Annotated in this window: 23 protein-coding genes and 3 pseudogenes; 24 read left to right on the top strand and 2 right to left on the bottom strand. The window is 27.5% G+C overall.

Features of this window, described 5'->3' with window-relative positions; all coding sequences use genetic code 11:
- Positions 1-342 precede the first annotated feature (342 nt).
- From PZA12_RS14515 to PZA12_RS14485, 7 genes and pseudogenes are all read left to right on the top strand, one after another.
- Positions 343-1,710, top strand: a complete 1,368-nt coding sequence (locus tag PZA12_RS14515) for an AAA family ATPase (protein WP_103699017.1) — start codon at positions 343-345, stop codon at positions 1,708-1,710.
- A gap of 160 nt (positions 1,711-1,870) precedes the next feature.
- Positions 1,871-2,443, top strand: coding sequence for a DNA-3-methyladenine glycosylase I (locus tag PZA12_RS14510; RefSeq protein ID WP_103699016.1), 573 nt, complete (start codon positions 1,871-1,873; stop codon positions 2,441-2,443).
- A gap of 173 nt (positions 2,444-2,616) precedes the next feature.
- Entirely contained in the window at positions 2,617-3,429 is an 813-nt protein-coding gene (locus PZA12_RS14505) for a phage replisome organizer N-terminal domain-containing protein (RefSeq protein ID WP_103699015.1), read from the top strand.
- A gap of 236 nt (positions 3,430-3,665) precedes the next feature.
- On the top strand, positions 3,666-3,845 hold the full coding sequence (locus PZA12_RS14500) for a hypothetical protein (protein WP_146047555.1): 180 nt from the start codon (positions 3,666-3,668) through the stop codon (positions 3,843-3,845).
- Between the two features lie 261 nt (positions 3,846-4,106).
- Complete coding sequence (locus tag PZA12_RS14495) at positions 4,107-4,523, top strand: hypothetical protein (RefSeq protein WP_103699014.1); 417 nt, start codon at positions 4,107-4,109, stop codon at positions 4,521-4,523.
- 55 nt (positions 4,524-4,578) lie between these two features.
- Positions 4,579-5,511, top strand: a complete 933-nt coding sequence (locus tag PZA12_RS14490; protein ID WP_103699013.1) for a hypothetical protein — start codon at positions 4,579-4,581, stop codon at positions 5,509-5,511.
- Between the two features lie 331 nt (positions 5,512-5,842).
- Positions 5,843-6,745 (top strand): annotated as a pseudogene (locus tag PZA12_RS14485) (ATP-grasp domain-containing protein).
- A gap of 172 nt (positions 6,746-6,917) precedes the next feature.
- Here PZA12_RS14485 and PZA12_RS14480 read toward each other — a convergent pair.
- Entirely contained in the window at positions 6,918-7,604 is a 687-nt protein-coding gene (locus PZA12_RS14480) for a hypothetical protein (RefSeq protein ID WP_103699012.1), read from the bottom strand.
- A 200-nt stretch (positions 7,605-7,804) separates the two neighbouring features.
- On the opposite strand from PZA12_RS14480, the gene PZA12_RS14475 reads away from it, so the two are divergent.
- The 10 genes from PZA12_RS14475 to PZA12_RS14430 all read left to right on the top strand — a co-directional run bounded on the left by PZA12_RS14475 (position 7,805) and on the right by PZA12_RS14430 (position 19,287).
- The gene (locus PZA12_RS14475; RefSeq protein ID WP_103699011.1) at positions 7,805-8,965 is read left to right on the top strand and encodes an HNH endonuclease domain-containing protein; all 1,161 of its coding nucleotides are present in this window, start codon (positions 7,805-7,807) and stop codon (positions 8,963-8,965) included.
- A 64-nt stretch (positions 8,966-9,029) separates the two neighbouring features.
- On the top strand, positions 9,030-9,902 hold the full coding sequence (locus PZA12_RS14470; protein ID WP_103699010.1) for a hypothetical protein: 873 nt from the start codon (positions 9,030-9,032) through the stop codon (positions 9,900-9,902).
- A 23-nt stretch (positions 9,903-9,925) separates the two neighbouring features.
- Positions 9,926-10,306, top strand: a complete 381-nt coding sequence (locus PZA12_RS14465) for a hypothetical protein (protein WP_242984873.1) — start codon at positions 9,926-9,928, stop codon at positions 10,304-10,306.
- On the top strand, positions 10,263-10,853 hold the full coding sequence (locus PZA12_RS14460; protein ID WP_242984872.1) for a DUF5655 domain-containing protein: 591 nt from the start codon (positions 10,263-10,265) through the stop codon (positions 10,851-10,853). The genes PZA12_RS14465 and PZA12_RS14460 overlap by 44 nt, the downstream gene beginning before the upstream one ends.
- Positions 10,854-10,935: 82 nt before the next feature.
- The gene (locus PZA12_RS14455) at positions 10,936-11,133 is read left to right on the top strand and encodes a hypothetical protein (protein WP_103699009.1); all 198 of its coding nucleotides are present in this window, start codon (positions 10,936-10,938) and stop codon (positions 11,131-11,133) included.
- Positions 11,126-11,635: a hypothetical protein gene (locus tag PZA12_RS14450; protein ID WP_242984871.1), complete on the top strand. Its 510-nt coding sequence runs from the start codon at positions 11,126-11,128 to the stop codon at positions 11,633-11,635. Before PZA12_RS14455 ends, PZA12_RS14450 begins: the two co-directional genes overlap by 8 nt.
- Positions 11,636-11,678: 43 nt before the next feature.
- Positions 11,679-11,849 carry a hypothetical protein gene (locus PZA12_RS14445; protein WP_181006031.1) on the top strand — a complete coding sequence of 57 codons (171 nt, stop codon included), beginning with the start codon at positions 11,679-11,681 and terminating at the stop codon, positions 11,847-11,849.
- Between the two features lie 55 nt (positions 11,850-11,904).
- On the top strand, positions 11,905-12,204 hold the full coding sequence (locus PZA12_RS14440; protein WP_103699008.1) for a hypothetical protein: 300 nt from the start codon (positions 11,905-11,907) through the stop codon (positions 12,202-12,204).
- Positions 12,185-12,748 (top strand): hypothetical protein, encoded by a 564-nt coding sequence (locus PZA12_RS14435; protein WP_103699007.1) that lies wholly within the window; start codon positions 12,185-12,187, stop codon positions 12,746-12,748. The genes PZA12_RS14440 and PZA12_RS14435 overlap by 20 nt, the downstream gene beginning before the upstream one ends.
- Positions 12,749-12,963: 215 nt before the next feature.
- Complete coding sequence (locus tag PZA12_RS14430) at positions 12,964-19,287, top strand: metallophosphoesterase (protein ID WP_181006030.1); 6,324 nt, start codon at positions 12,964-12,966, stop codon at positions 19,285-19,287.
- Between the two features lie 295 nt (positions 19,288-19,582).
- Here PZA12_RS14430 and PZA12_RS14425 read toward each other — a convergent pair whose 3' ends face one another.
- Entirely contained in the window at positions 19,583-19,852 is a 270-nt protein-coding gene (locus tag PZA12_RS14425; protein ID WP_103699005.1) for a hypothetical protein, read from the bottom strand.
- On the opposite strand from PZA12_RS14425, the gene PZA12_RS14420 reads away from it, so the two are divergent.
- From PZA12_RS14420 to PZA12_RS14395, 7 genes and pseudogenes are all read left to right on the top strand, one after another.
- A complete protein-coding gene (locus PZA12_RS14420; RefSeq protein WP_103699004.1) occupies positions 19,852-20,403 on the top strand; it encodes a nuclease domain-containing protein in 552 nt (183 codons plus the stop codon). The two genes, PZA12_RS14425 and PZA12_RS14420, sit on opposite strands and share 1 nt — an antisense overlap.
- A gap of 501 nt (positions 20,404-20,904) precedes the next feature.
- Complete coding sequence (locus PZA12_RS14415; RefSeq protein ID WP_103699003.1) at positions 20,905-21,561, top strand: leucine-rich repeat domain-containing protein; 657 nt, start codon at positions 20,905-20,907, stop codon at positions 21,559-21,561.
- A 114-nt stretch (positions 21,562-21,675) separates the two neighbouring features.
- A pseudogene (locus PZA12_RS14410) lies at positions 21,676-22,263 on the top strand (Rpn family recombination-promoting nuclease/putative transposase); the annotation flags it as partial.
- A gap of 159 nt (positions 22,264-22,422) precedes the next feature.
- The gene (locus PZA12_RS14405; protein ID WP_181006029.1) at positions 22,423-22,569 is read left to right on the top strand and encodes a hypothetical protein; all 147 of its coding nucleotides are present in this window, start codon (positions 22,423-22,425) and stop codon (positions 22,567-22,569) included.
- 110 nt (positions 22,570-22,679) lie between these two features.
- The gene (locus PZA12_RS14400) at positions 22,680-22,943 is read left to right on the top strand and encodes a DUF4351 domain-containing protein (RefSeq protein WP_103699002.1); all 264 of its coding nucleotides are present in this window, start codon (positions 22,680-22,682) and stop codon (positions 22,941-22,943) included.
- Positions 22,944-23,195: 252 nt separating this feature from the next.
- Positions 23,196-23,315 (top strand): annotated as a pseudogene (locus PZA12_RS24960) (HRDC domain-containing protein); the annotation flags it as partial.
- A gap of 833 nt (positions 23,316-24,148) precedes the next feature.
- Positions 24,149-25,540 (top strand): Wadjet anti-phage system protein JetA family protein, encoded by a 1,392-nt coding sequence (locus tag PZA12_RS14395; protein WP_103699095.1) that lies wholly within the window; start codon positions 24,149-24,151, stop codon positions 25,538-25,540.
- Position 25,541 lies beyond the last annotated feature (1 nt).

Raw genomic sequence — 25,541 nt, 5'->3', positions numbered from 1 at the left:
ATAAACATTGTTAAAAAGAAACCTTTTTAACAATAATTATGTTTTCAAATAAAACTTTTTAAGAATTTAGCAATTTAAGAAGTAAAGAAGTTAAAAATGAAAAAAGTTAAGAATTTAGGAATTTAAGAATTTTACAATGAAAAAAGTTAAGAAGTAAAAAATTAAAGAACCTGCGAAGTTAGAAAGAAAAAAGTTAACAATATACATTTATGAAAAAGTGCGAGGTACATGATTGCTGGTATATTTAAATAGTGGTAAAATTATTATTGAAAATAAATTTTAAGATATAATTTAGTAGATACTAGATAAGATTATAGCTTGAATTGTAAGGAAGTGAGAAACGTGGAAAAACAAATAATAGATCTTAAAAGAGATGCATATAAAAAGCTATTAGAGTGGAAAAATAATCATAATAATAAGGTACTATTAGTAGAAGGTGCAAGACAGGTAGGAAAAACTTATTTAGTGAAAAAATTTGCAAGAGAAAATTATAAGCATTTAATATATATAAATCTGTTGGAAGAAACAGGAGAGGACTTACTTACAATTTATAATATAATAAAAGAAGAACGTCTATCAGGAAAACTAGACAGGGAAAAAACAAATACATTAAAAGAGATGTTTAAGAGATTCTCTAAAAATTTTGAAGACAATGAAGAATGCATAATTATAATAGATGAAATACAAGAATCTTATAAGATTTATAATATGATAAGGCAATTTGCAAGGGAATTTAAGGCACATTTTATCATGACTGGAAGTTATTTAGGAAGAGTTGTTATGCAGAAAGAGTTTTGGTCTCCGATGGGTGATGTAGATTTCCTTGAAATAAAGCCATTATCATTTACTGAATTTGTTAATGCGCTTAATTTAACACAAGCTTATGAGTCATTAGATTTGTATGGAGATGGCGATAAAAGGGATTATGATATATTTTATGATAAGTATAAGGATTACTTAGAAGTTGGCGGTTATCCAGAGATAGTATGTGAATACTTAAGAAATCACAAGGAAAATATTAATGATTTGTTTGAAAAATTATTAAGAGTATTTTGTGAAGAATCTTCAAGATATTTTGATGGAGATATATTGACTACAAGAGTGTTTGAAGACTGTATAAGCGCAATAATTGAAATTCTAGCTAGAGGAAAAAAAGGCATTAAGGAAAGCAGTTATACGGAAGAATTACAGCAAATAATAACCAAACAATATTCAAGTAATATCACGAAGGAAAATTGTAATAGAGTACTTCAATGGTTTTACACGTCAAAATTTGTTAAAGACTGTGATAAGCTTATAGATTTTGAATTTACCAATATAAAGAAGAGACAAAGATATTTTTTATCAGATGTTGGTATGGCAAATTATGTGATGAAAAAAGCAAACCTATTAGCATCGGAATCTAGCGGGTTATTAAATGAAACGTTTGTTTACCACTGTCTTTTGGATAAAATATCTACAGTTCCTATGTTTGGCATCTATGGTGATGGAGAACTTGATTTTGTCTATAGAGATAGGGAAAACGGGCATGTTTACGGAATAGAAGTTAAGGCTGGTAAGAATCCGGGTAAAACCATAACAAAATCATTAGCTAATGGAAAAATTAATTTTGCAGTTTATCTAAAAGGAGTAACTCAAGGTGGAATTGCAAACAAGACTTATACAATTCCAATATTTTTATTTCCAAGATTTGAGTTCAGAAAAATATAAAGATATTTATGATAAGAGTTTACGTAATGTAAGCTCTTATTTTATGGTAAAATATACTTATAATATAGATGAATTAACATTTTTACGTGTTTATAAAGATTAGATTTATGTAAAAAACGGTGAAAAATACAGCAAGGTTTGCGATTTAGCTTAGAAGGAAGTGATTCAAATTATTAAAAGATGTGAATGGGTGACAAAAGAAGAATTATATATTGAATATCACGATAAGGAATGGGGAGTGCCGGTATATGATGATAGGAAACTATTTGAAATGTTGTGCTTAGAAGGAGCTCAAGCAGGCTTAAGCTGGTGGACTATTCTTAAAAAAAGAGAAAACTATAAAGAAGCTTTTGATAATTTTGAGGCTGAAAAGATAGTAAAATATACTGAAGAAAAATTAGAACAATTAATGCAAGATAAAGGCATTGTTCGTAATAGAAGAAAAATTGAAAGTGTTGTAACTAATGCAAAAGCATTTCTGAAAATTAGAGAAGAGTGTGGCTCATTTTCCAATTATATATGGAAGTTTGCAGATAATAAGCCTATCATTAATTCATGGAAAAGCATAGGAGAAGTTCCGGCTTCAACTGAATTAAGTGATAAAATGAGTAAGCAACTAAAAAAAGATGGTTTTAAATTTGTTGGAAGTACAATTTGTTATTCTTTTATGCAAGCAGTAGGAATGGTTAATGATCATACAACTGAATGCTTTTGCTATACAAAATTAATTTAGTATTCTTAAGATTAATAATTTTAAAATCGATTTTAGAAGTTAAAATGAAAAATACAAGCTTTTAGAATCTAAATTACAGGAAGAATAAAATAATTTTTAATTTATATTAGTAACTTTCATTTTTAAGCATATATCCTATATAGATAAATTATTTATATAGGAGCGTGTTAAAAATGAGAGAAAGAAAATGTGTTAAATTTAATGTGAATATGTATGAGGATACAAAGTTCAAAATAATAGATAGAATGGAAAAAAGAGATCTTATAAATTATGTTTGGACTAGGCTTGTGGTTCTTGCAGGCAAGGTTAACTTAGAAGGAGAATTATTTTTGTCTAGAAATATACCATATACTCTAGAGACTTTGGCTATAGAGTTCAATAGAGAAGTATCTGAAATAGAATTAGCTATGAAAACTTTTGTAGACTTAGAAATGGTTGAATTTACTCAAGATAAAATATATAAAGTAAAAAACTTTGTAAAGCATCAAAATATTAAAACAAAAGAAAAAGTTCAAAATAAAGATAAGGCTGAAGAAGTTGAAATTAATGATAAGAAACAGCTAAGCAGTAACTGTATAGAGAATATTAATGTAGAGAGCGAGAATAAACATAAGGATAATAAAGTAATTGATATAAAAGATAATATTGCAAATAAAAATGTCACTACTGCTGATAATAAAAGCTGTATGGAAACAAGTACAAGTGTACCTTTAAACAGCTGTAATAAAAATGTAACGGAAGTAGATAATGAAGCCACTCAGAAATTAAATATGGAAAAATACAAAAGCAAAGAGCATTTACCTAATGAGATAGTAACTACCTTAGAGAAGAAAGCAGTAAAAAATAAAAGTAAGCCTAAGAAAAAAGAGAAGATTAATGAAATTAGTGTTGTTGATGAAGTAGAAAATGATGATCTGATGAAGATTACTGACGGGGAGCCGGTAATAGGAAAAGATGAGGAGATTGTTTTGGCATTTAGCTTTTAACAGAAGGAAAAACTTCAAGTATATTTAATACTCCATGTAGACAATCTGTGCATGGTGAAAACTACACAAAAGCTATTGAAGAAAATAAAGCAAATTTAGGAGCAAGCCTAAGTCCATTATCTTATTGAATATGTGGCAAAATCCGTGAAATAGATGATGTTATAGATGCATTATGTTTAGCAATTACAGTAGTTATTGGATTAGAAAATGGATCGGAAACAATATCTGAGGTGACTATGGACGATAAAAGAGGGATAAAAATGCAAATGGTTTATAGGAAATTAAGTGAATATAATAAAATAAATGAAAAAACATGCAATAAATTAGTAAGAGATAAAATATCAGACATAATAAAAGCAGATGGACGGAAATTCGATACTTCAATTGTAGATGGATATGAAAGAAGATCCTCTTAAGGGACGAAGAAGCTGGGATAGTTATTTTATATTTAAATGTCATCAAGCGTTATCTCCTCGAATTGAAATTTTAGAGAGTTTGACAGAGCAGGAAGTTGAAGAATGGTTAAGCTAATTCATACTCTGTTGAGGAAGTGCTTGAAAAACTTAAAAGTGTAAAAACTAATTTCTTTACTGTTGATATCGATAAGAAAGTAATTGATAAAAGAAATCCAAAAGTTTCATAATTATAAAATTTTAAGAGAATATTGGGGGGATTTTTTGTTTAGAAATATCGTACTAACTAAAGCAGGGGACTCAACGCTAGCAATAGCTTTTGTTATTGTTTCATTTAACTTCAATAAAGAATTTAGCAGCGAAGCAATAATGACATTTTTATCAATAATATTATCAACTATATTAGTTATAATTCATAATTTAGAATTTAAGCCTAAAAAGTACCTAAATATTTGGGTGCTTGAAATAAGCACAATTTTTGCAATAATCTATTGTTTTATATCAATAATTAGTTTTGCATATCTATATAAAACATTATCAGAAGCTCCATTAAAAAGAATTGGATTGTTTTGGAATGCGTTTTCGTTTTTAGTAATTATATGTAACATAATAAATATCGGAGTGGCATATTTAGGTACTAAGATACTAAAAAAATCAAATGATTATCAGGATTGGGATTGATAAAACAGAGCAGTAGTGGTCTCATGGAGTTTAGAGGAATAGCGAGGAAATTGTAATGAGCGAAAATCAAATAAAAGAGCCAATTATATTTATTGTAATTGAACCAAATACAAAAGCAAATTATATAAGCATCTTTGAAGCTTTAAGGTTAATTTATGAGAAAGAGACTAATTTTAAAGTTTATACTAAAGACAAAACTAAATATGTTATTATTGCTGGAGTAGAAGAGGAAACACTTCAAATTGTTATTGAAGCTTTGAGAAAAGAATTTAATATTGAGTTTAAGGCTAGCAATACACAAATTATATATAAGCAGACTATTAAAAATACCATTAAATCAGAAGGTAGGTACGTAAAACAGGGTGGTGGCAGTGAGCACTATGGCCATTGCTTTATTGAAATTGAACCTAATGATAGAGGAAAAGGATATGAATTTATAAATAAAATTTATGATGATGAAGTTATTCCTAAAGAATTTATTGAATCTATTAATTCAGGGATTCAAGAGTCAATGAAGTTAGGAAGGTGTTGTGGTTATTCTTTAACTGATATAAAAGTTACACTATATGATGGTTCATATCATAAAACAGATTCAAGGCAAATGGCTTTTAAGATTGCAGGTTCTATGGCTATTATACGAGCTACAAAAGACTTAGAATTTACATTTTTAGAACCTATATTGAAATTAGTACTTGAATTAAAGGATAACAAAGAAGATATAATAAGACTTATTCATAATAGCAGCGGAAAAATTGAAGATGGTGCCAGCAATGGAGAAATTACAGCCTACATTCCTTTGAGGGAAACCATTGGTAATGCTTCACTAGAGATAAAGAATCTTGTAAAATATCCTCTATCAATTGATATTAGCCATTATGAGGAACTTCCATATGAAATACAGAATAATATTGCAAATGAAGAGGATTTTTATAGATGTGAATATGTGGATTTACTAAATTATAAAACTCAAGAGGAAGAAATTCTATGAGTGATGATATTTATGATAACTAAATAATTGAAATAATAGAATCAAATTATATGTTAGCCTATTTTCCATAATTATATGTCAGTAGAGAAACTGAAAGCTATTGATGAATAATATGTTTAAAAAATAATAGTTTTAAAAGGAGATTATAAATAGTAATTTTTGATAAAGGTGAACCATCTTTAGCAGATGATTTAGAAACTGAATTTTGGGGAGATGGGGATGGTAAAGTAAAGATTATAAGAAGAATGGTTCTTGAAGAATTAAACTTGATTAGATAAAGTTTTAGAAGTTATTATGTAAATAGATATGCATTTGTGAGAGGATATACGAAATGGAAAATTATTTTATTTTTAAGAGCGAAGATGAATTTTATACATGTTTCTTGTTTTGCAGTAATCCACTTAACAAGAGGAAACCCGATATTGATTATGAGGAAGAATATGAAGAAGCTAAAGCAAATGGTTTTGATGTACTTTTATTTAGCTATGAAGATCTAATAGAGTTTGGTAAAGTAAATGTCCCATTAGGTGAGGAGATCAGCAGAGTAATTTATAGAGGTTGGATGCTTAAACCCAAAGATTATGAATGCCTTTATAATAAGCTTGCAGAGAAAAATCATTACCTTATTAATAACCCAGAAGAATATTTAAATGTACATTACTTACCTAAATGGTATAAACATTTAGAGGGAGTTACACCTAAAACTAAATGGAGTAATAGTGTACCAAATAAAGAAGAAATAATAGATATGCTAAAAGGTTTTGGCCCTAAGCCAGTTATAGTTAAGGATTATGTAAAATCTCGTAAACATGAATGGTATAAAAGCTGCTACATTGAAAATGCTGAGGAAAAAGAAAAATCATTGCAAGTAATTAATAATTTTATTAAAGGCCAGGGTGAAGATTTAAACCAAGGCATTGTTTTAAGAGAATTTGTTAATTTAGAATCAATTGGATTTCATGAAAAGAGTAGAAGGCCAATTTCAAATGAATTAAGATTATTTATATATAATTATAGAGTAATTTGTACAATTGGTTATTGGGATGGTAAATGACTGAATGAATATCCTAAGTTCGTAGATGAAGTTCTGGAAAAACTTAAAAAAGTGCAAAGTAATTTTTTTACGGTTGATATAGCTAAAAAAGCTAATGGAGAATGGATTATAATGGAACTTGAAGATGGACAAGTTTCTGGATTGCGGGATTATGAGGTTAAGAGGTTTTTAAGGACTTAATTAATTATTTATAACAAAGAATAGACTATTAGCTTGCATTTTGCAAAGAAAATAGCTTACCATGATATTTATATTTTATCGTAGCAAGCTATTTGTTTATATTAGTATTTAAATTTAAAAACTGTTTCTGTTTATTTTAAAATATGTAGAACTTAAATAATATCGGAAACTACTAACTATCAGCTTTTGATTTAGATTGGTGCATTCCTTTAGCTTTAGCTTCCTTTAGAGTAATTTCTTGAATATTTTTACTTCTACTTAGCGTTCCATCGCTCTTGCTTAAATGGTATACGTTGCTGCCAGGAACATAATATACTATTGTGTTCTCATCTCCGCTATTTGCAGAAGTAGCATTATTAGTACTAGCAGAACTTGCACTTATGCTCCCTGACGATTTTGTTGAGTTATCGCTGTTTGTAATAGTTGAAGGGGCAACCGAAGCAGAAGAATTGTCTACAGATTTTGTTTTATCTTCATTAGGTTTAGCATCGACAGCTGTATTCTCCTCTTTTACTTCTGGTTTGGAATCTTCTTTAATTTCGGCTTCTTTTTGCTCTGATGGCTTGTCAGATGAATTTGTTGATTCTGTTGTAGTCTCAACTTTAGAGTTTGAAGCAATTGTTTTGTTAGTAGTCGGAGCATTTTTTATTCCAATTATAAGAAGAGTAAGCAAAATTAAAACAGAACTTAAAACTATTTTACCTGCTTTGGGAAAAGATCTGAATTTAACGTTCTTTTTATTTAAGTATACTATAAGTCCTGCGCCAGATAGAAAGATTAAAAATGAATACTTGAAAATTATTGCAAGAGCAATAAGACTCATGACAATCTTAAAAATTTTAGTTTGATAGAATTTCATAATAACACACCTTTTCTGTCAATATTTCTTAGATAGTACTATAATATAACAATTTTAGAATATTTAATACAGGAAAATATTGGATGGAAGTTTATAAGGTAGATCATTATGTTTTATTGAGAGTTTATTTAATATAAGCTCTTATTTTATGTTAAAATATAGTTATAATGTATATGACTAGGCGTTAGGTGGAGAGTTTTATGAATGATATATACACAAGAAAAGATATAATATTACCAAAAGAAATATGTGAAGTTCCTTATAGTAATGAAGTTGATTACGCTACGTTTTCTAGATCACTTAGAGATGATAAGGTTGTAGCAAGTTATAAGATGTATTGGCTGCTGGCTTTATTAGATGAAATTTCTTTGGATAATTTTGAAATAGAATTTAGAACATTAATATGTAAAATGGTCGTAAAGGCTTGGTATCCTCTTTTGAAATACAAGTTAAGTTTTGGATTATGTGATAATTTAGCAAAAGTAGCTACTTACATTTCAGATACATATAACTTGGAAAGCAATTATGATGAACGTAAGCTTTTTCATTTTATATATTCATCACAAGATAAAACATTAAATAAAATGCTTAAAGAATTAACATTAAATGTACCATATAGATTTTTATCACCATTTTTTGAGAATAAACTTAGAGGTCAGAAAAAAGTTCAAAAGCTCATAGAAGAACTATCCAAAGAGGATAATGGATGCATTTATGAAATTTATAAAAATTATAAGGATGAAAATTGTATTAGGATTAAAGATAATTGGTGTAATTACTTAAAGTTTAACTACAGAATTATTCAAGGCTGGGCGTATTATAAATTGGTATGCTTCCTGCAAAAGCGCAATCCAAATGTACCAGGTATAGCAATGAAATTAGAAGCTCCTAAAAATAGAGACTTGAGAGAGCAGACAAAGATATGGAAGAAAGTTATAGAACAAAGGCATATAACGGACTTATATACAGGCTTAGATTTCACAGAAACAAATTATAATAATTATGGTGTTTTAAGCATAGATCACTTTATACCTTGGAGCTTTGTCCTTCATGATCAAATGTGGAATTTAGTACCTACTTTTAAGAATATAAATAGTAAGAAAAGTGATAATTTACTACAATATGATACATATATTGATAGGTTTTGTGAAATGCAGTATGAAGCCTTTTGCTTTGTAGTTGATGAAAATAGGAAAAATCAACTTGAGGAATATGGACAAGTGCTTAAGGTTGACAATCTTAGGAAGTTTAAAAAAGAAAATAAGGAAGAGGAATTCGTTAGGAGAATGAAACAAGAGATTGGTCCGGTTTATGGAGTGGCGGTAAATCAAGGGTTTGGAGTTTTGGGAAAATTTATTTGAATACTTCTTAAGTTCATATAAAAGTGATTTGATATGAATAGACTAGAAAGTGAGGAATTTATTGATGGAATTAAATTATATAAGAGATGTTTTAGTGTCAATAACTACAATTATAACAGTACTTGGAGTATTTATTAAAACATTAAATAAATTTTTCTTAGAGACAATTAAAAGCCGATACAAAATGATACCAGGTAAGCAATCGATTTTTGATACAGTGTTGAAAAGTATAATAGCCTTTATTTCTACAGTTAGTATAATATTTTCATTTATAATGGTAACATATTCAGTGATAAAAAAGGGAAGCAATTTAAATGCGAATGAATTGTTGAATTTAAATGTCAATATATATCAATTTATAGGTTTTGGGATAGCAATGTTATTTTATTATCTAATGTTTGGAACTCAAGAAGTTTTTGGTAGATTACAAAGTATGTTTATAGATAAATTTGAGAAGAAATCAACGGAAAGTCAGAGTAAAAGTATAATATTTAAAAAGAGTATGTATTCTTTCTTGTTACATATTGGAAACACACTAAATATAATTAAGAATGTTAGTGAAAGAAAGCTAAATATAATAAATATAATAATTTCCACATTTTTAGGAAGTTCTAGTCTAATCCTGATCCTTGCATATGTTATTAAAGGGATAAAAAAAGAAGATATTGAATCAGTTCTTATACTAGGCTTAATTAGCATAGTTAGTTTAATAAGTTTTATAATATCAATTAGTTTGGTAAATGTGTTGGAAATGGTGAATAGTAACTATATCTACACAATAGTTTTGGAGCAAGAAATAATTATATGTAGTTGCTACTTAGAATACGATGAACATTATTTATTTTTAGAAAATGGAAATGAGAGATATATAAGCAAAGGAAAAATTAAGGAAATAAGAAAATCCAAAGGATTTGGAATAGAAATATTAAGAAATTAAGCATTCATGTTAGGAGTTAATATATGTTTTTATACAAAATAAATGAAGACAAGCTAGACGAAATAAAAGAAATACTATTCAAAAAAGAGATAGAATTACATAAATTATGTGAAAGTAATTTAGAAAATATATTTGGATTAAAGTTTATTAAAAGAGAATTTGCTTTTAATAATTTCAGATTAGATACTTTAGCTTTTGATGAGAGTAGCAAGGCTTTTGTAATAATTGAGTATAAAAATACAAGTAGCTTTAGTGTAATAGATCAAGGTTATGCTTATTTATCTCTATTATTAAATAATAAGGCTGAGTTTATACTTGAATACAATGAAAATTGTAATACGACTTTAAAGAGAGATGATATTGATTGGTCAAACAAGAGTTATATTCGTATCGCCATCATTTAATAATTATCAAAAGGAGTCAATCAACTTTAAAGATTTACCTTTCGAACTATGGGAAGTTAAGAAATTCTCTAATAATACAGTTTATTTTAATAATATTAAGCCATCTAAAACATCTGAATCAATAAAAACAATAACCAAAACAAATACAAATGCTCAAACTAGAAATGTAATTGATGAAGTGATTGTATATACAGAAGAAGATCATTTCAAAAATTCTTCTGAAGAAATCATTGATTTATATAATAGGATTAAAGAATATATAACTTCATTAAATGACAACATCACTATAAGAGCTAAAAAATTAGAGATTGGATTTGTTTATAACAATAAAATTATGATAGATATACATTTACAAAAGAGAGCATTAAAGATTTGGTTAAACGCTAAGTGGGGAACTATAGATGATTCAAAACACCTTGCAAAAGATATGTCTAAAACTTGTCATTGGGGCAACGGGGATTATGAGATTCAAATATCTGATGATGAGGAATTGGAGTATATTTTTAGTTTGATAAAGCAGGTTTATAGGGTGAAATGTAATGTATAGAATAATAATTATGTTTGAAGAAAATTAGCACTTGTATGTTATGGAGTTTTAATCAATTAAAGATAAATAGGAGTAAATATTAATGGAAAATAAAGCAGAGTTAATAGATGAATTACAAGAAATTAAAGAAAATATTAAAAATCATAAATTAGTTGAATTTTTAATGGACTTACCATATCCAAAGTATTCTTGGACGCTGCTAAGCTTCTTAATAGTATACTTTTTTTATCAACTAGGATATGTTTTTATATATGGATTTTACTTTGGTGGGTATGAGTGAAAATGAAAAAATAGAAAAACTTGGAGCGTTTTATGAAGAAAAGCAAAAAGAAGTTATTGAAAATTTAGATGTGATTGAAGATAGATTTTTAAAATTCATTATTATGGACTTTGTTGATTGTGATTTCTCATTTTGGGAAGAAGCTGATGGGAGTTTAACATCATTTATAATTCCAGAAAAAATGCCTAATCATTTATCAAATAATGAGGAGGAATTAATAGAGTTAATTTATGGTAATCTACCAGATAATATTTATGAGCTGATTGATACAGAATATGAGCCAGGCAAAAATGTCATGTCGGCGAGAGAAATTTGTTTGAAGTATTTTCTTATGATGGATATAGATAATCTTATTTCAACAATATATCCAGATATATTAGTATTAAATGGCGATATCTCAATATTTCAGTGTTCAAGTAATGTTGGAGATGGGATGATTATATGTTCTGCTTATGCAGAGATATTACCAAACTATAAATTCGATGATTGGCATAATCACTAAGTTATAATATTAATTTTATATAAAAAGACAAAAGGAGAACAAAATGAAAAATATTTTATATTATCCGTCTTTTGAATTTAAAGATTTAGATTGGCTAAAATTTGCTTTGCTATATTTTTATGAGGTGAATTTAATAATACCAGAGTCTGCAGATGAAAATCTAAGCGAAGAAATTCAATATGTATATAAAGAGACTGACTTAATTAATAAATAAATATAGGCCTGATTATATGGATGGGTAAAATGCTTCTCTTGATTCACTTGAAATTATGGATAAAATATTAAGAGAGCCTGAAAGGTATATTAGAATATTTAGGCCGATAAGAGCGAGTAGAGCCATTAGGTATTTTGGTAAAGAATTAAGAAAAGAATGGGAATGCGTAGATAATCAGAAATATATATTATACGACGAGAAATATACTTGGGAATGGTCTCATTTTTGTATGGAAAACGGGATAGGACATAGAACTAATAATGGGATACAGATTCCAGAAGAAATTGGTTTGATTTATATGAGCATTTTGTCACATGTAATTAGTGAAAAAAAGGATGGAAGCTTTTACGGATAGACCATATATGGATAGATATGCAATGGCAATAAGAAAGGACTATACAACACAATTTAACTATGAAAAAATTCAGGTGACAAGAACTAAAATGGAATTACATTTACCAAATAATCTATCTCAAATTGATCTTAAAGATATTATTAAATTAAGAAACAGTAAGGAGTTTAAAGATAAACTACATGCATTTCATGATGGAATGGATAAATATTACAAGGAAATAGAGGAAGGTTCATTGAATAAAAGTAGTATTAATTCATTTGATGACATTTATAATGAATTTTTATATGAAATCTTTAAGTTAGGTAGAGAGGTAGTAAAAATCTCATTAGGAATATGGGTGGCAACCCATTCAAATCCGTTCATTGCTCAAAGCCTTGCTAGCGAAATGTTAGGTGTTGGTCTTGCATTTGATGCTATTACTCAGATAAATAAAGCATGGACAAATTCTAGAGAATCAAAGTATTGCAAAAAATATTTTTCGGACTTAAGTCAATTATCTGATGGGAGAAGGTATAGAAATAAATCATTTAGTTTGTTACGTTAAATAAATATAGAAATGTATATATGAATGAAATATTTAAGAGTAATTCTTAAAATTTTTATATTAACAAAATACCACAATATTCAGAGAAATGAATTTGTGGTATTTTTGTTACTTTATGTAATTTATTCTTAAATATATGTTATAATTAAGAATAAACTAGTAGAGATTAAACGATGGTTAATTATATGTCAAAAAATTGTATTAGGGGGAGAATAATGAGAATAGTACATTTATCGGATATACATTTAAATAAAGAGGACCTAAAGAACTTTCAGGAATTTGTTTTACCAGCGCTTATTAAGGATCTAGATGAATATAATTCTAATCAAAAAATTGATTTAGTATTAATAACTGGAGATTTAATTGATAAAGGTGGTAAATCCCTAGGAGGTATAGAAAATGCATTAAAATTATTCGTTGAAAATGTGATTGAGCCTATTAAAAATGAATTTGGATTAGGATATGAAAAGTTTTTTTTTGTTCCAGGAAATCATGATATTGACGAGAATGTAGATTCACCTCGAATAGAAAAAGGATTAACGGCTGATTTAGGAGATACAGATTCAGTGAATAAATTCATTGATGAAGATACTTTGGAAGGAATTGAAAGAATATTACCATATAAGAAATTTGAAGAAGAATATTATAAGAATTGCGTATTGAGCAAAGATATTACAAATTTTCAATCTAGTTATGTGATTAATATTGAAGGAACAACAATAGGTGTGAATTGCTTAAATACAGCGTGGCGTTGTTATAATAGTAAAACAGATAAAGAAAAAATTCTTTTAGGTGAAAGACAAATAATAAATGGCTATAAGAAGATTAAAGATTGTGATATTAAGATTGCGTTGATGCATCACCAACCGGATTGGTTAGCTAAGTTTGATAGGGAAAGCATAGAAAGCTTATTATTTGAATATTATGATTTGTTATTTTGTGGACATGTACATAAAGGTAGCACATGGAACACAAATAGGAGTTATGGAGAATTATTTTTTTCAATTGCACCTATAAATTTTGCTGGTAATATAAGAAGTGAGAATAGAATTTACTCTAATGGATATTCTATTTTAGATTATGATCCCGAATTAGGTGAAATTATTTTAAACTATAGAAGATATAATCATATTCCTCTTCATGCGTATGTAAGTAATACAGATGAAGCCAAGGAAGGAAAAGGCTTATTTAAAATTAATTGTAAGATAAATAAAAAAAAAACTATAGCTAGAGAAAGCTCGACCAAAGAAGAAATGGCGATATTTAATTTTGTGCATTCAGATATAAATTATCTAAAAACAAATAATCTTTTAGGTGAATTTATTGTAGAAAAAAAAAATTATGGTACAGGATTTTTTAGAAACAAACATCTTATTAATGAAAATATTAAAATTATATCGAAGTATAGTTTAAAATATAAAAACTTAGTAAATAACATAGATCTAATAATAGTATTATTAGATAAATTACTGTATAAATTTTCATTAGAGGATCAAAATGCTGAGTATTTCGAGATAATAATCAACTTGCAAGAACATTTTAATGAAATAAGAAGTGATAATGATGAAAATAGAATAGTCGCTTTAAAATCAATTTATGACTCAATTATTTGGTTTTGGAAGAAAATTTCAACAGATATTATTCCAGGGCTATTTCCTGGGGAAGTGTCTATATCAAAATTATTAGAATATATTATTGATTCAGAGGGAAAAAGTTGCATTGATGATCAATATGTAAAAGTGTTGGTAGAGGCAATGGAAATATATGATGCTTTAGATTCTGGAAATGAATATGAAGTTAGAAAATATAGCGAAAGTTCATTAAAGTGTCAAATGATACTATGTATAATTCTCCCAACTTACATATATGAAGAAAAATTATTATGTTGGACGTCTGAAATTAAAATTGGTAAGTCTGAAGATAAGGATATGAACCAGCTATTATCGGTAATAAAAAATGAATATATTGAATTACAATGTAATTATGCAGAAAGAAACATAGATATAGAATTAATTTATAATAAAATATTAGAAAATGATACTATAATTATAAAAGGAAAAAATGGATCTGGAAAATCATCTATAATAGGAAAATTAGTTGAAAAATTAAGTGATGAAAAGTATGGTAAAGAATTAAGTTTATCAATTATACTATATTCGTTTAAGCACTCTAAAAATATTTACGATTTAATTAAATCTATCATTTACCAAACTAATGTTACATTGGTAAATAAAATTGATGAAACAATACTAGACCAAGTTACAAAGGAATATAATATGTGGTCTGGAAATCAAATGCAGGTAAATAAAACAAATACAAGTAATGTTTATAATATTTACAAAAAAATAATACAAGAAGTTCTGGCTAATTTTATTCTAGAACATGGTGAAATATATATTTTTATAGATTCTATGGAATTAGCCAATGATTATGAGGATGATGTTAAAAATTTGTTCACTGATTTACCAAGTAATTCGCATATTGTATTTTGTACCATTGAAGATAATAAAAGCTTAGACAAAATTAATAGGGATACACATATTGGAGAAAATGTAGTAACAATTAGTGAGTTAAGTAAAGAAGAAATATCACATATACTCAATTTGTCCTTTGCTGATATTGAAAATATAGAAGTTATAGATAAGATTTACGAAAAAACAAATGGAAATATTAAATTAATTAAATCTTTAATCGAAAAAGTAGGAATTAGTGAAAAAGACATATTAGAATATTTAAAGGATTATGAGAATGAAATACATAAAAAGAATACAGAGGAATTTGAAAGATTGGCAAATAAATGGATACTATTTCATACAGATATTTTAGAGGAAACTCTTCTTATTTTGGCTCTTTTTGAAACAATTAATTTTATTAGTTTGGATAAAATTCAATCTTATTTGAATTTTAAAGGCTATGATGTAAGGTTGCCAAAGATAAAAAAATTTCTCAACAAAGTTGATGAACAAATAGTATATATAAATAATAAAGCTAAACTTGCCAATGGGGAATTAGCGAAATTTGTTATTGAGAATTTTTTTAGCAATAGTGATATGGAAATATTTGTATCTGACTTGTTTAGTTGGATTTGTAATAATATTAAAAATGAATATAATTTTGCAATAGCTTTCTTTAAGTATTTAATTAAAAAGAAATTAATCAACGAGAACCAATTGGATAAGAATTTTAATAATTTTATCTCCAAGAAAAAAGATAATAATGAAGATGAGTATTTATATCATGTTGGTATGCTTATGTACTATGAAAACAAGCAAATGGAAAAGTATTTCATGAAAATGATAGAATCCGCATCGGAACTTAATAATTGTAAAGCAAAAACATTTTTAGGATATTGTTATATGATAGGAGAATGTGTATCACAAGACATATCTAAGGCTGAAGTTTTACTTAAAGAAGCTTGCGAAGCTGGTGATTCGATGGCTAAATCCATTTTAGGAAAAGTATTGATTAGTGGTATTTATTTGAAAAGAGATTCGGAAAAGGGTAAAAAATTACTTTTCGAAGCGAGTAAGGATGGTGATGTAGATGCAAAATTAAGTTTGGCAGCTATGCTTATTAGTGGGAATGGAATTAAACCGAATCCACTTCAAGGAAGAGAACTTTTATGTGAATTAATTGAAGATAATAATACAATGGCTATGCTTTTCTTGGGAAGATTTATGTTAGACGGAGTATCAATGGAAAGGAATGTAGATGAAGGACTAAAATTGATTGAAAAAGCAATAGAACTAGGTAATATAGATGCGAAAATTGATTTAGCAGAGAGATTAATTTATGGAAATGGAATTGAAGAAGATAAATTAGAAGGGTTTAGGATGTTAGAGGAAGTATCCAACTCTGGAAATATAAAGGCAAAAAGAAAGCTTGCAAGGCTTAATATAACTAGAGGAGATGCAGAATTAGGAAGTCAATTAATCTATGAATTAATTGAAGGCAAAGATTCGTCGGCAATATTAGAGTGCTGGAGATTAATTTTAAATAAAAAATTATCTGAAGAAAAAAAAGAAATGGTATTGGAGCTATTGCGAGAAGAAGCAAAAAATAATAATGTAGATGCTATGCGATTATTAGGAATAAGTTTAATTCGTGGCGATGGAGTAGATAGAAATGTTGAAGAAGGTATAGATTTACTGAAATATTGCGTAAGTAAATCAGATGTTGAGTCTATGAGAATATTAGGATATAATCTTGCGAATGGAGTAGATATTATGCAAGATAAAGAATTAGGAGAAACATTGCTACTTGATGCAGTTGAACGAGGGGATACCGAGGCTAAAGTTTCATATGCATTAACTTTGATTAATAATTATTCTGATGAATACAATGTGAATAAATCAATTAGGTTACTTGATGAAGCGGCATCTTGTGGAAATATTTATGCAAAATTGAATTTATTTGATATTTTTATTAATGGAAGAACTGTGAAAAAAGATATTGAAAGAGCATTAAAACTACTAAATGATTGCATAGAATGGGGAGATAGACAAGCAACGAGAATTATGGCTTTTATGACACTAAATGGAATTGACGTTCCATATGATCCGAACATGGCAAAAAGACTTTTAATAAAAGCTAAAAATGATGGAGATGAATTAGCAAAAACAATTTTAGGAGAAGCAATTGTTAAATTAAGATTTCCGGAGTATTCGGTAGAACAAGGAATAGAATTATTAGAAGATGCAGCATGCCAGGAGACTATGGCAGAATGTATTTTGGGGAAGATGCTAATTTGTGGAAGAAATATCGCCCAAGATAAATTTAGAGGAATGGCATTGTTAAAAAGCTCTGCTGAAAAAGGAAATACAGCAGCAAAAAGAAACTTATACAATATGCTATTAGATGGGAAATATTTAGAACAAAATATAGAGGAAGGTAAAAATTATCTGATGAATGCAGTGGAATCTAATGATTATATCGCTAAGATGGATTTTGCGAGAAGATTACTAGATGGGAAGGCTATAAAAAGAAATGAAAATCAAGGTAAAAAAATATTTGAAGATTTGATAAATCAAAATAATTCAGATGCGATGTGTCAATATGGGGATAGATTAATTAATGGTGATGGCGTAATTAAAAATAAACCTAAGGGTGAAAATTTATTAAGAAAAGCTATAGAACTTGGAAATAAAAATGCAAGAAGGCTATTGGCCATTAATATTATTGAGAATAAATTACAAATTAATAATATTGATGAAGCAGTAAGTTTATTTGAAAAAAATATTTTAGAATCAGATGAAAGGACAATGATACTTTACGGAGAAATGCTTATAAATGGAGAAAAGGTTGTTGAAGATATAGACAGAGGAATTAAATTATTAGAAGAATGCAGCAATCGTAAAAATTCTACTGCTCAATATTATCTTGGAAAAAGATTAGTAAAGGGGAAGAAAGTTAATCAAGATATAAATAGAGGAATTAATTTATTAGAAGCCTCTTTCGCTGAAGGAGATGAAAGTTCAGGTATTTTCTTGGCTATGGTTCATATTAATGGAAAATATGTAAAACAAGATATAGATAAAGGAATTGCAATTCTGAGCAACTTATCAAGTGAAGGTTATGAGGAAGCACAAGAAAAGCTAGCTATGATGCTGATTAAAGGAGATAGAATACAGAGAGATTATATTAAAGGAATTGATTTGATTGAAAAATTATGTAAAAAGAAAGAAACTGGGGTTATGGTGGAGTATGGAGAGATGTTGTTAGATGGATTCTATGTTGAAAAAGATTTACGACTTGGACATAAGTTATTAAATGATGCAATTAAGGAGGGCGATTACTATGCGGCTTACAGATTGGGGAGAAGATTGTTCAGTGGAAGGAGCATAAAAAGACATAAATCACATGCAAGTAAATATTTGCATAAAGCTATAAAGCATGGTATTGTAACAGCTAAATTTGAATATGGAATAAGATTGAAAAATGGATTGGATCTTGCTTTAGATATAGATAAAGGGAAAAGTATTATAAATGAAGTATTGGATAAGAGTGATGCGGAAGAAAAATATTATCTGGGAATAACTGCATATAAGTTCAATGACTATGAATTAGCGACACAATTATTTTATGACGCATACAAAGATGATGTGGAAGGAGCTTCAGTATCACTAGCGTATATGCTTAGAAGAAATGAGATAAATGGAAAAATTGAATTGCCTGACATACCTAAGCTTTTGGAAAATGAAATTAAAAACAACAGTCAGAATGCAAAAATTAATCTTGCACTACATTATGTGAGAAGGAATGATAAATATCAAGATTGGGAAAAAGTAAATGAAATTTTTAGCAAATTGGATTATTGTGGAGAAGCTGCTGAATGGTGGTATGAAACATCTAGAAATGGAGATTTAGAAGGGGAATTAGTTCTAGGATTGATGGATAGATATGGATTAATACCTGAATTAAGTAATGAAACTTTTATTGAGCGATTTGGAAAAGTTAATAATAATGGCTGGGATATTCCAAATTGGATGTTTAATAATATAACAGCTTATAGCCAAATAGCTGTTACAAAAGAAAATTAAGTATATTTAATTACACAGATTACATATGAATCAATTTAGTTAAATACAACTTCCTATCAATTAAATTATATATCATTCTATGTGCGAACGTATATTTGCATAAAAGTGAATATTATTGTAAAATGTTATTAACATTTGTAGGGAGATGAAGCTATAGAAACAAAAGTAAGTGAATTGTTGGCGAAAGGATTAAAAATTAATATTAGTTATAAGGAACTACAAGAGTTATTGAATCGAATTTCTATAGTAAAAAATGAATATTTATCTTTATGTAATAAAAAAATCAGGATGAACTTTAATCATCTTGATTTTTTTTATTTTGCGCCAATGTTATTTTAGCTGCCAATATTAAATTTGGTAGATCTTTTTCAGTAATTGTATAGCCGTCATTTTCAAGCTGCTCAATGAGCTTTAAAGTAAACTGTTCTGCTAAATTAGATTTTTGTTGTTTGTCCGAAGTAATAATGTTAGTTCTGCCGAGAAGATAATCAACAAATACACCGAAGAAATTAGCTATTTTCACTAGAGTTTTTTGATCTAGTTGTCGAGAAACTTCTTCATTCAATGCATAAATATAGCAGCATTAAATCATATGAATTTATATTTGATGCAAAATATAAGATAGATACATCTCCAGAATATATTCAGGCATATGGAAGTGCTGCCCATAAGGAAGAGGATATTAATACAATACACACCTATAAAAAGAGTGCGAAGCACAATTCGGAACTTAATAGAGATGCCATTATTTACGCACCTATGAAAAAAGCAGGAAGTGCAATAAATAACAAAGATAAATTATTAGAACGTAAAGATAAAATAAAAAATCCTAGTGAATCTATAAATAACTGTATCTTTGGAGCATTTGTATTGTTCCCATATAATAATGAAGAAGAATTTAAAAATCATAAATTTTATAGGAGTATAGAAGAAGTTAATATAGGAGCAATACCGTTTCTGCCTTCAACTACAAATCTCATAGAAGATTTTCTAGATGAAATCATTGATGAGTCTTCTTACTCAAGTTATGAAAGAGCAATAGAGCCTGTAGGGAAAAAGGATTATTTAAAAGATGAATACTTTAAGCAGAGAACCAAAATCTATGATTTTGAGTGAATCGCTTACTCAGCGAACGAATGTGAGTCGAGCTTCCTTAAAAAGAGAGGTATTAGTTGGATCATTAAAAGGTAGAGAACAACTAGAAGCAAGCATTAAAGGAGCTAAATAGACGTTATAGTGAAATATCCATTGAAACAGATAATAATATCGATGATAAAAGTAAAATTAAAGCTTTTAATATAGATAATGTGAAAATTATTGTTGATGATAAAAACATAATGAGTGTAATAGGAGAAAATGTGATTGAGTTTCTAGGGATGAGTTTATGAGAAGGCCTATGAAGTGTATTAAGGAGCTTTTAAGAAGATAAGATTTATGCCTGGAAGTACTATTGATAAGGAATTAGCGGAGGATACAGTAAAAATGTTAGAAGTTGGAAGGAGGATATAAAAATAGATAAAGTTACTGTTTTGTGATACAAGCGAATATTATTGGTAATTATGTTAAAATATAATAAAACATTAATTTAAAATCAAGTGGTAAAAAGTGGGGGAGAATATGAAAAAGTTAAAATTAACAAAAGTAATAGCTAGTGTATTGGTAGTAGCTTCAGTATTATTATTAAATCCAATAGGTGCAAGTGCAGAATGGCAACAAAATTCTAATGGCTGGTGGTATTCAGAGGGCGATTCATGGGCTAAAGGTTGGAGATATATTTCTGGAAACTGGTATTATTTCGGTACTTTTGGATATATGGAAAAGAATCAAGATGTAGATGGCTGGTATTTAGATGATAATGGAGTTGGGATAGAATGTATTAAAGCTGGGGAGTTTGATATTCTTAAGTCAACTAGCGGAATTGTAAAATTTAATAGAAATGTCCCTTGGGGTCCGGGAAAAACTGGTATTCCATTAGTTATACCAGGAAAAATAGGAGATATTGAGATAAAAAGCATAGGAAATAGAGGATTTTATAATTGTGAGTTTTTAACAGATGTAACAATTCCAGATAGTGTAACTAGTATTGGAGATAGTGCATTTGAAAGGTGTGTTAGTTTAAAAAGGATAATAATTCCAGATAGTGTGGAAAGTATAGGACGTGATGCATTTGACGAGTGTGATGAGGCTGTGTTTTATGTTAATAGTGAAAAAACAAAACAATATTTAATCAAGTATGGTATATCCCCAAGTAAAATTATATTAAATACTAAATGATGCTCATTAACCAAATTTATATTAGAAGGAATTGCTGATTTTAAGCAATTCCTTTTAAAATTTAAACAAAAGATAAAAAAGGTAAAGGTAGTAAGATGAATAAAACTTTAAACTAAAAGGTTTCAATATTATCAAGGAAACATTGATTTAGACCTAATAAGTAAAGGTGAAGATTATAGAAAACTAGCAAAAAGTTATATTATATTTATCTGCACATTTGATTTATTTGATAAAGGCCGCCATAAATATACTTTTCAAAATATGTGCTTAGAAGATAGTAGTATAATGTTAAACGATGAAGCTCAGAAAATAATATTAAATTCCAAAGGAATTATGAATGATTTAAGTGATGAGCTATTGGAATTCCTTGCTTATGTAGAAGATTCAACAGATTATAAGGTAAAGCATGCTAAAGGAAATCTTGTTAAGAATATACATAGAAGAGTGAAGGAAGTTAAAAGTGATATTTCAGTGGAGGTGCACATTGTGAAAAAGTGCGAAGCACAATCAAGATCTTACATGACTTTATTGGAAAGAGATAGAGAGAAAATAGAAGAAGGAATAGAAAAGGGCAGAGAAGAAGGTGAAAAAAAGAAGGCATTAGAGATAGCATTAGAGATGCTGAAAGATAATGAGCCAATAGAGAAAATAATTAAATATTCAAAACTCAGTAAAGAAGAAATATTAAAGATTAAAATTTAAAGTTTAAAAAATAAGCTAAAATTTTCTGAATTTAGAGAATATTAGCTTATTTTTTAAACGAGAACATATGTACGTGTATTTTACTTACGATTGGAAATAATTATATTATAGATAAATGAGCGCTTAAATCTAAATTTATGATATAATTGAGGTAAAATAATGGGTTATAAAAAGGCTATTAATAATATACATGATAGATCCTATAAGGATCTTTATTCAAATAAAATAGTGTTTTTGAATTTAGTTAAAGAAATACTCAATGCATCTTGGGCAAATGATTTAAATGAAGAAAATTTAATAAATTAACAAATAGAGAAAAAGAAATATTAAAGCATTGGCTTAGAAATACTGTTGATGAGACTATAAGAAAAAATGTAGTTGAAATATTAGAAGCTAATAGAGAAGGAGTGGAAAATATGGTGGCTAATAATGCATTTATGATTAAAGAGATGAAAGAAAAAGTTGAGAAAGAAGGAATAGAAAAGGGGATAGAAAAAGAAAGAGAAAGTTCTAGATTAAAGGATATAAGAAGAGTTGAAAATTTACTTATTAAAAAATTTGGAGATTTAAATAGTGATTATAATGAAAAAATAGAAAATTTAGATAGTGATAAATTGAATTTAATTATTGAAGATATTTTGGATATTGAAAGCATAAAAGATGTAGAAAAGTATTTTTAAAATAATAGAAATAGAGAGAATGTATTAAAATATTTTAGTACATTCTTTTTTTGATTATATTAAATGTACATATCATCATATCTTTCTCAATAAAATATCATATAATCAATATTTGATTATAACAAAGAAATATATTTGTGTTATTGAGACAAAACAGCTTTTGGGAGACGTAAATATAAATAGTGATGGAGAATTTATTCGAGTTTATAAAAAGAAGAAGGATATAATGCTTTAAAATATCATTATGCTTTTTCTGGTAGCACGATTAATAATCTTGTTGAGAATAAGCCAAAAACAACAGAACAGCTGTTTAATATTAAAGGACTAGGTGAAGTAAAGATTAATAATAATGATTATTTGAATATTAATTAGCAGCAAGTCGCTTATTATAAACGATAAATAATAAAACCTTATTAAGTAAGTCACATGATAACAAGTGTAAATGATTATAGAATAGACATATGAGCATTTAAATTAAAATTTAAATTTATGATATGATCGAGGTAAGAAAATGAGATATAAAAAGTTATATAGAATGGCCAGTATCAAAAGGTGAATTGCTGAAATAAATTATATGCCAAATTATATGTTTGATAAAAGGAGTGAGTATTTATGAAATGGGATCAAGTTAAAAAAACAGATCCTAATACTTTTGTGAAGATCCAAATATTAGATTCGCATTTAGATGGAGAATAATTACATATTTCAATAAACCTTGTTAAAAATTAATATGTTTTTGAAGTTTACATTAAATATTCTTTTAAAGTAATATGGGTTTGAATAAAAGTTTTTTACAATTTAAGAATAAAAAAAGTTAAGAAGATTAGAATGAAAAAAGTTAACAATATAACAATTTATAGTAAACATCAATGTTAGGGGATTTTATTAAGGAACTTTTTATATAATAAGAATAATAAGTTAGAGCTATTATATCTAATTTTCGAATTAAATATAAATCAACGAAAGGTGTACAAATTTTTGTATGCCTTATTTTTATACAGAGTATAGATTTAAATGGAGATTAGTTTTTATCAAACGTTAAGAGAATAGAAAGTCAAAAGTTTCGAGTTGATTAAGAAAATATATAGTATAAGCTGAGATTTTCATATATTTTAGGAAGTCTCAGCTTTAATTATATTACTGAATATAATTCTAATAAGAAATATGGTAATATATAAGTAAAATAGAGAATTTAAGGAGAAATAATGAAGGAAATTAATATATTTGAAATAGTTCCAGAAAACTTTTTTGTTCCACTTTCCAGCCAAGGAAAGACTCTATATATTAAAATTATTTCTTTAATATATAAATTGGTTCAAAATGGTTTGTCCTATGGTATTGATAAAGACATATTAGTTGATGAAATTGAAGAATATTTAGGATTAATTAATTATGATATTGAAAATGAAGAAGATGAACAGTTGAACAATAATAGGGAAAAAGCAAATTATTTGATTAGAAAGCTAATTAATTATGGATGGATTTATCCAGAACAGACTAATGACTATAAACAAATTATAAATTTTCATGATTATGCAATTGTTATTTTAGAAGCTTTCTTAAAAATAGTAAGTAAAGAATCTTTAGAGTATCAAGGAAATATAATAAGTATTTATTCTATGCTGTACTCAAATGAAAAAGCAGGAGTAGTTATTAAACAGGTTTTTGAAAACACTAAAGGAATTATAAGTGGATTAAAAAACTTAAATTCAAATATAAAAAAGTACATGGATAGATTAACTAAACAGAAAACACCTGAAGAGATAATGCAAGAGTTCTTTGGAAACTATACTAAAGAAGTAATTGACAAAGCATATCATAGATTAAAAACTTCAGAAAATGTCTCAAAATATAGGCCTAAAATTATTGAAAAGCTTAATGAAAGTTTAAATAATAGTGAATTTTTAAGTGAAGCTGGAGAGTTTTACAGAGAAGATGAAGAATTGGGCTCATTAGATGAGGGAATAGAAAAAGTTAAGGATATAGTTCATAACATAATAAATGCATTTAATGAATTAGACGATATTATGCATGATATTGATAGTAAGAATGCTAAATACATAAGAGCAGCTGTAACTAGGGCTAAATTTTTACTTAACAATTCTAAAGATATGACAGGTATCATAAAAGGAATTTTAGAGTACATAAGTAATGAATATAAAGAACTTGAACTAAGTTTATCATCAGATTATCTGGAGGAAGTTACAGACTTATTCACTTTGTATTCTTATGGTTATGTAGATGAAACATCTCTGTATATTGCAAATGAAGGAAAAAAGTCCTTTAAGCCAGGTAAGATTTTAAGTGATACACTATCAAGGGAAGAGCGTCAAAGAAAAATTGACGAATTTAAGAAAAAGCAGGAAAAACAGTATTCTCCTAAGAAGGTAAATGAAATAGTTGATGAACTTTTAGGAGATAAAAAGATGGTTCTTGCAAGTGAAATTGAGATAAATAGTGTAGATGATTTTATTAAGATCATTTATATAAGGTTATATGGTAATCATATTTTGTCTAAGTATTCCATTAACAGAAAAGATATTATTGCTTCGAATAATGGATTTACTTTTAAAAACTTTGAGATATGGAGGAAGTAAT

Source organism: Clostridium beijerinckii, from assembly GCF_036699995.1.
GTDB lineage: Bacteria > Bacillota > Clostridia > Clostridiales > Clostridiaceae > Clostridium > Clostridium helianthi.
Note: the sequence above shows the minus strand (reverse complement) of the source record. Positions and strands in the feature narration are given on the sequence as shown.

What these genes read in the sequence shown, in the direction of transcription:
- PZA12_RS14395 (WP_103699095.1), top strand. Translation starts at nt 24,149, where the DNA reads ATGAAGGAAATTAATATATTTGAAATAGTTCCAGAAAACTTTTTTGTT.
- PZA12_RS14400 (WP_103699002.1), top strand. Translation starts at nt 22,680, where the DNA reads ATGGTGGCTAATAATGCATTTATGATTAAAGAGATGAAAGAAAAAGTT.
- PZA12_RS14455 (WP_103699009.1), top strand. Translation starts at nt 10,936, where the DNA reads ATGGAAAATAAAGCAGAGTTAATAGATGAATTACAAGAAATTAAAGAA.
- PZA12_RS14445 (WP_181006031.1), top strand. Translation starts at nt 11,679, where the DNA reads ATGAAAAATATTTTATATTATCCGTCTTTTGAATTTAAAGATTTAGAT.
- PZA12_RS14450 (WP_242984871.1), top strand. Translation starts at nt 11,126, where the DNA reads ATGAGTGAAAATGAAAAAATAGAAAAACTTGGAGCGTTTTATGAAGAA.
- PZA12_RS14475 (WP_103699011.1), top strand. Translation starts at nt 7,805, where the DNA reads ATGAATGATATATACACAAGAAAAGATATAATATTACCAAAAGAAATA.
- PZA12_RS14440 (WP_103699008.1), top strand. Translation starts at nt 11,905, where the DNA reads ATGGATAAAATATTAAGAGAGCCTGAAAGGTATATTAGAATATTTAGG.
- PZA12_RS14505 (WP_103699015.1), top strand. Translation starts at nt 2,617, where the DNA reads ATGAGAGAAAGAAAATGTGTTAAATTTAATGTGAATATGTATGAGGAT.
- PZA12_RS14500 (WP_146047555.1), top strand. Translation starts at nt 3,666, where the DNA reads ATGGACGATAAAAGAGGGATAAAAATGCAAATGGTTTATAGGAAATTA.
- PZA12_RS14470 (WP_103699010.1), top strand. Translation starts at nt 9,030, where the DNA reads ATGGAATTAAATTATATAAGAGATGTTTTAGTGTCAATAACTACAATT.
- PZA12_RS14465 (WP_242984873.1), top strand. Translation starts at nt 9,926, where the DNA reads ATGTTTTTATACAAAATAAATGAAGACAAGCTAGACGAAATAAAAGAA.
- PZA12_RS14420 (WP_103699004.1), top strand. Translation starts at nt 19,852, where the DNA reads ATGCATAAATATAGCAGCATTAAATCATATGAATTTATATTTGATGCA.
- PZA12_RS14480 (WP_103699012.1), bottom strand. Translation starts at nt 7,604, where the DNA reads ATGAAATTCTATCAAACTAAAATTTTTAAGATTGTCATGAGTCTTATT.
- PZA12_RS14490 (WP_103699013.1), top strand. Translation starts at nt 4,579, where the DNA reads ATGAGCGAAAATCAAATAAAAGAGCCAATTATATTTATTGTAATTGAA.
- PZA12_RS14430 (WP_181006030.1), top strand. Translation starts at nt 12,964, where the DNA reads ATGAGAATAGTACATTTATCGGATATACATTTAAATAAAGAGGACCTA.
- PZA12_RS14435 (WP_103699007.1), top strand. Translation starts at nt 12,185, where the DNA reads ATGGAAGCTTTTACGGATAGACCATATATGGATAGATATGCAATGGCA.
- PZA12_RS14415 (WP_103699003.1), top strand. Translation starts at nt 20,905, where the DNA reads ATGAAAAAGTTAAAATTAACAAAAGTAATAGCTAGTGTATTGGTAGTA.
- PZA12_RS14405 (WP_181006029.1), top strand. Translation starts at nt 22,423, where the DNA reads ATGGGTTATAAAAAGGCTATTAATAATATACATGATAGATCCTATAAG.